7 protein-coding genes are annotated in these 4957 nt (G+C 60.5%); 3 read left to right on the plus strand and 4 right to left on the minus strand.

Going from position 1 to position 4957, the window contains the following annotated elements; translation table 11 throughout:
* Positions 1–19 precede the first annotated feature (19 nt).
* The 4 genes from argC to rplM all read right to left on the minus strand — a co-directional run bounded on the left by argC (position 20) and on the right by rplM (position 2837).
* Positions 20–970, minus strand: a complete 951-nt coding sequence (gene argC / locus VN623_RS06065) for an N-acetyl-gamma-glutamyl-phosphate reductase (protein WP_325569156.1) — start codon at positions 968–970, stop codon at positions 20–22.
* Position 971: 1 nt separating this feature from the next.
* Positions 972–1727, minus strand: a complete 756-nt coding sequence (locus VN623_RS06070) for a TerC family protein (RefSeq protein ID WP_325569158.1) — start codon at positions 1725–1727, stop codon at positions 972–974.
* 163 nt (positions 1728–1890) lie between these two features.
* On the minus strand, positions 1891–2370 hold the full coding sequence (rpsI, locus tag VN623_RS06075; protein WP_325569160.1) for a 30S ribosomal protein S9: 480 nt from the start codon (positions 2368–2370) through the stop codon (positions 1891–1893).
* Between the two features lie 5 nt (positions 2371–2375).
* Positions 2376–2837 (minus strand): 50S ribosomal protein L13, encoded by a 462-nt coding sequence (rplM, locus tag VN623_RS06080; RefSeq protein WP_325569162.1) that lies wholly within the window; start codon positions 2835–2837, stop codon positions 2376–2378.
* Between the two features lie 402 nt (positions 2838–3239).
* Between rplM and VN623_RS06085 the strand changes: the two genes are divergently transcribed.
* From VN623_RS06085 to VN623_RS06095, 3 genes are all read left to right on the plus strand, one after another.
* Complete coding sequence (locus VN623_RS06085; protein WP_325569164.1) at positions 3240–3758, plus strand: hypothetical protein; 519 nt, start codon at positions 3240–3242, stop codon at positions 3756–3758.
* Positions 3759–3802: 44 nt separating this feature from the next.
* Positions 3803–4618, plus strand: a complete 816-nt coding sequence (locus VN623_RS06090) for an enoyl-CoA hydratase (RefSeq protein WP_325569165.1) — start codon at positions 3803–3805, stop codon at positions 4616–4618.
* On the plus strand, positions 4603–4957 hold a 355-nt coding region (locus VN623_RS06095; protein WP_325569166.1), incomplete at its 3' end, for a VOC family protein. The genes VN623_RS06090 and VN623_RS06095, both read left to right, overlap by 16 nt.

A 4957-nucleotide genomic window follows, 5' to 3' on the forward strand; every position in this document is an offset into this window, starting at 1 on the left:
CGCGCCCGGCGGAGTGCGGCTAGTCGAGCCCCAGCATCAGTTTGATGTTCTGGACTGCGGCGCCGGCGGCACCCTTGCCGAGATTGTCGAGGCGCGCGACGAGAACGGCTTGATTGAGGTCCGGCTTGCCGAACACGAACAGTTCGAGCTTGTCTGTGGCGTTGAGAGCTTCGGCTTCAAGCCTTGCCCCTTTGCTAGCTGCTCCGGTGACGACGCTGACCAATTCGGCCGACTTATAGTAGTCTGAGAGCAGCGTCTCGATATCGGCCAGACTTGGCTTGCCGGGTAGCGTCTCGAGATGCAGCGGAATCGAGACGAGCATTCCCTGCCGGAAGTTGCCGACGCTCGGCACGAAGATCGGCTGGCGCGTCAGACCGGAGTACTTGGTCAATTCCGGGATATGCTTGTGCTCAAATCCTAACCCGTAAAGCTCAAACGACGGGGCCGTCCCAGCTTCGTAGGCTTCGATCATGCCGCGGCCGCCGCCTGAATACCCCGAGACGGCATTGACGGTAACCGGGTAGTCGGAGGGGATGACGCCAGATTCGACAAGCGGCCGTAGGAGTGCAATGGCGCCTGTCGGGTAACAACCGGGATTTGCGACGCGGTTTGCGGACTTGATCGCATCCGGCTGGTCCGGGGTCAGTTCGGCAAAGCCATAGACCCAACCCGGCGCTACCCGATGCGCCGTCGATGCGTCGATGATTTTTGGGGCGTCGCCCTGAAGTTCATCGGCGATCGCGACGGCTTCCCTTGCCGCGGCGTCGGGGAGGCACAGCACGACGAGATCGACGGCACGCATCATCTCGGCGCGCGCCTCCCGGTCCTTGCGCTGCGCCGGATCAATGCTTTTCACATCGACCGCGCTCACTCCAGCCAACCGTTCGCGGATTTCGAGGCCGGTTGTCCCAGCCTCGCCGTCGATGAAGACGCTTGCCTTTCCAGGTTGCCTTGTCGTCGACGCCGCCATCTCAGCCGCCAAATCCAAGCCGATGCATGATGCCGTCCCAGATCGTTTCCGAACAGCCGACACCGTAGTTCGCACAAATGATCCTGTGCGTGTCTGTGTAGATCATATCGAGGGCGACGTAGAGGATGATCAGCAGGCCGATCCAGGCGATCCACGGATAGCGGCCGAGCAGCTTGGCGATGTAGTTGGACGCCACCGCCATCAGGACGACCGCGACGGTCAGGCCAATGACGAGGACGAGTGTCGACGATCCCGCCGCACCTGCGACGGCCAGAACGTTGTCGAGCGACATCGACAAGTCGGCAATGATGATGGTCCAGAAGGCGCTCCAGAAGGTCGCGGGATTGGCATGAGGGGCCGTGGAGGCGAGGCTCCTTTCGACTTCGTCAATCGAGTGCGCATCGCTATCGACGATCTGCCGGTACATCTTCCAGCAGACGAACAAGAGCAGGATGCCGCCCGCTAGCGTCAGGCCGATCACCTGAAGCAACTGTTGCGTTATGCTGGCGAAGAGGATCCTCAGGACCACCGCGCCGGCGATGCCCCAGAAGATGACCTTGGCGCGCATATTCGGTTGGACGCGCGATGCCGCCATGCCGACGACGATGGCGTTGTCGGCGGCAAGCGTCAGGTCGATCATTAAGATGTTGAACAGCGGCACTGAATGGGTTCGCCACCACTGCGGAGAAACAAGGTGATGGAGGTCGGTCACAAGTACCGACAGCAGGTCGCTTATTCCGTTCAGCAGCCAGTCCATCTGTTTCTCCGAATTCCCTCGAGTGCAATGGCGCAGGACGCTGTACGGGAGCCCCGGCGGTATGTGGCATTGACGGGCCGCTGCGGCAACCCTTGCGGTGATGGAAAACAAATCAGCCCGCCGGTGAGGACGGGCTGATTCAAGTCCTGCAAGTCCTCGTGGCTTAGCGCTTCGAGAACTGGAACGACTTGCGCGCCTTGACGCGCCCGTACTTCTTGCGCTCGACGACACGGCTGTCGCGCGTCAGGAAGCCCTGCTTTTTCAGAACACTGCGCAGATCCGGTTCGTAAAAGGTGAGCGCTCTCGAAATCCCGTGACGCACCGCGCCGGCCTGGCCGGAAAGGCCACCACCGGCGACGGAAATACGGATGTCGTACTGCGTCGCCCGGTTGGCGAGATTGAGCGGCTGCTGCAGTAGCATCTGCAGCACGGGACGCGCGAAGTAGGCTTTGAAGTCTTTATCGTTGACGGTGATCATGCCCTTGCCGGGCTTCAGCCAGACGCGGGCGATGGCGTTCTTACGTTTGCCTGTCGCATAGGCGCGACCAAGCTTGTCGAGCTTCTGCGTCCTGACCGGCGCGGCTTGCGGCTCAGCGCCCTTGACGGAGGCAAGGTCGGCGAGGGTCTTTGTTTCGGTTGCCATGGATCTTAGACTCTCACGTTCTTGCGGTTGAGTTTTGCGACATCGAGCTTTTCCGGATTTTGCGCCGTGTGCGGATGCTCGCCGCCCTTATAGACGCGCAGGTTGCGCATCAGCTGGCGGTGCAGGGGCCCGCGCGCAAGCATGCGCTCGACGGCCTTTTCAACGATGCGCTCCGGGTGCTTGCTGTCGAGGATCTGGCGCGGTGTGCGCTCTTTGATGCCGCCCGGATAGCCGGTGTGTCTGTAATAGATCTTGTCGTCACGCTTGGCGCCGGTGAAGACTATCTTGTCGGCATTGATGACGACGATGTTGTCACCGCAATCGACATGCGGCGTGTAGATGGGTCTGTGCTTGCCCTTGAGGCGCGTCGCGATGAGAGCAGCGAGGCGGCCGACAACGAGCCCTTCGGCGTCGATGAGGATCCACTTCTTCTCCACCGTGGCCGGCTTGGCGACATAGGTAGACATCGGTCTTGAGGCTCCTTGGCGGGAACGATTGCACGGAGGGTGATTGCCAGCGCAATCAGATACCGCTTCCGAGATGAGCGGTGTTACTGATTTGCCCGATAGCAAGCAAGTCTAAAAGCGGTCCTCCAGATAAATATAACAAATTCAATCGATTATCATGTAAGGTAATATATTACCGCAGGTGGTATTACGTTACCACATACGCACCGACTGCGGCCGGCGAGCGGCGTGCGCCGCCAGTGGTCCGTGCATCACAGCTCAAATCGTGATTTCTGGCGTTACTGTGCGGATCCTATACACCTGCCGCCGTTCGAGCTTTCTTATTGTCGTCGTAGTCGAAGCGTCACGGTTCTAAAAACAAAGCGGATCTGGCTCGGAAGCGATTCAATGTGGAGAACGACGATGACGATTTCACTGGCGCTGGCGGCTCGGCGTATCGGGATAGTTCTAGTCGCCCTTTGGGCGGGGCTCTCGGTTGCTGCGGCGCAAGACGTCAAGCAGATCAAGCTCACCGAAGATCAAGTCACGCACTTCATTGCCGCTCAGGCCGATCTTGCGGCGATCGCATCAAAAATTCAGGATGCCGGCGAAAAGCCCGATCCGGCGCTGCAGACCGAACTCGAAGGCATCGCGACGAAGCACGGCTTCAGCAATTTCGCCGAACTCGATGATGTTGCGGCAAACATCTCGATCGTGATGGCTGGTCTTGATACGGAGAGCGGTAATTTCGTCGATCCGGTTGAGGCCCTGCGTAAGCAGCGCGACGACGTTCAAAAGGACAAGACGATCCCGGACACCGACAAGAAGCAGCTCATCGACGAGCTTACGGAGGCGATCAACACGACGCCGCAGCTGCAGTACAAGGAAAACGTCGACATCGTGAAGGCGCATCGCGCCGAAATCGAAAAGGCGCTGCAGTAAGCGGGTCGAACCCGCGCGGCGTTCAAAGCGACAAGGACCCTCCCATGCAAGACGGGCCGCCGGCCGGTACGCCGCTTGTTCTCTTCAATGAGATTGAGCCCGGCATTGCCATATTGACGCTGAACCGGCCGCAAGCCCGTAATGCCTTGTCGCGGGCTTTGATCGATGAATTGACGACGCGCGTTGAAAGTCTCAGCCGGGATGACGCGATCGCTGCGATTATCGTTGCCGCGGAAGGCAAGGTGTTCTCGTCGGGCCACGACCTGAAAGAGCTCACCGCGCATCGTTCCGATCCCGACGGCGGCCAGGGGTTCTTTCGCGAGACGATGCAGGCCTGCTCGGCGCTTATGCGCGGGATTGTTGCCTGTCGCAAACCCGTCATCGCAGCGGTGGCGGGGAGGGCGACGGCAGCCGGCTGTCAGCTCGTCGCGACGTGCGATCTCGCGGTCGCGGCCGACACGGCGGACTTTGCGACGCCCGGTGTCAACATCGGGCTCTTCTGCTCGACGCCGATGGTGGCGCTGTCGCGCAACGTGCCGCGGAAACGCGCGATGGAAATGCTGCTGCTTGGAGAGGCAATATCGGCCCCGGATGCGATGACCTACGGTTTGGTCAATCGGGTAGTGCCGGCTCAGGACGTGCTGGGCGAAGCGCTTAATATGGCGCGCGCCATCGCGGCAAAGTCGAAGGCGACCGTCGCGATCGGCAAAGAAGCCTTCTACGCCCAAGCCGAACTGCCGCTCAATGAAGCTTATGATTTCGCGAGTGAGATGATGGTGAAGAACATGATGCAGGGCGATGCTGAAGAAGGCATTTGCGCTTTCCTCGAAAAGCGCCCGGCGCAATGGCAGAAATCCTGATGGAGCCACGTCTTTCGTTCGTTACGCTGGGTGTCGCCGATGTCGCGGCATCCAGGAACTTTTATGAGGCGCTGGGTTTCAGAGCCTCGTCCGCCAGCCAGCCCGGCGTTACCTTCTTCGAAGCAGGCGGCGTCGTGCTGGCGGTGTTCGGCCGCGAGGCGCTCGCGGAGGACGCCGGCGTCGCGGTCGGTAAGCCGGGGGTTTCGGGCGTTGCCCTGGCGCACAACGTGCAATCGAAGGCACACGTCGATAGCGTTTTGGCAGAGGCCGTGGCGGCCGGCGCCAAGCTCCTCAAGCCCGGTAAGAAAGCCTTCTGGGGTGGATACTCCGGCTATTTTG

It is taken from the genome of Hyphomicrobium sp., from assembly GCF_035572195.1.
Lineage (GTDB): Bacteria > Pseudomonadota > Alphaproteobacteria > Rhizobiales > Hyphomicrobiaceae > Hyphomicrobium_B.